Annotated in this window: 1 pseudogene; it reads left to right on the top strand. The window is 61.8% G+C overall.

Annotated features, from left to right (window positions below):
* Positions 1–66: 66 nt before the first annotated feature.
* A pseudogene (locus tag BYZ73_RS21830) lies at positions 67–406 on the top strand (IS3 family transposase); the annotation flags it as partial.

The following is a 406-nucleotide window of genomic DNA, read 5'->3' as shown; positions in this document are numbered from 1 at the left end:
GGATCGGCTGGACATGGCCGCCATCAGGACGGCCTTCGATGACAGCCGGGGCCGGGATGAGGGCGCAAGGTCTGGCATCAGCTGCGCCGCAACGGTCATGGCATCGCCCGTTCTACGGTGGAGAGGCTGATGAATGCTATGGGATTACAAGGTGTTGTCCGCGGCAAGACGGTGATCACGACCAACCCGGATACGGCACAGCCATGCCCGGATGACAAGGTGACCGGATCTTCGTCGCCGATATGCCGAACCAGCTCTGGGTCAGCGATTTCACCCATGTCTCCAGTTGGCAGGGCATAATCTCGTTCGGGCCATGCCCTTGAACCGGTAGCGGGCAGGCCCTCACCTTTCGTCATCGACGTCTTCGCCCGCAAGATCGTCGGCTGGCGCGTCTCGACCTCGATGA

It is taken from the genome of Rhodovulum viride (assembly GCF_003265965.1).
Taxonomy (GTDB): Bacteria; Pseudomonadota; Alphaproteobacteria; order Rhodobacterales; family Rhodobacteraceae; genus Rhodovulum; species Rhodovulum kholense.
This window is presented reverse-complemented; position numbering and strand designations above follow the sequence as displayed.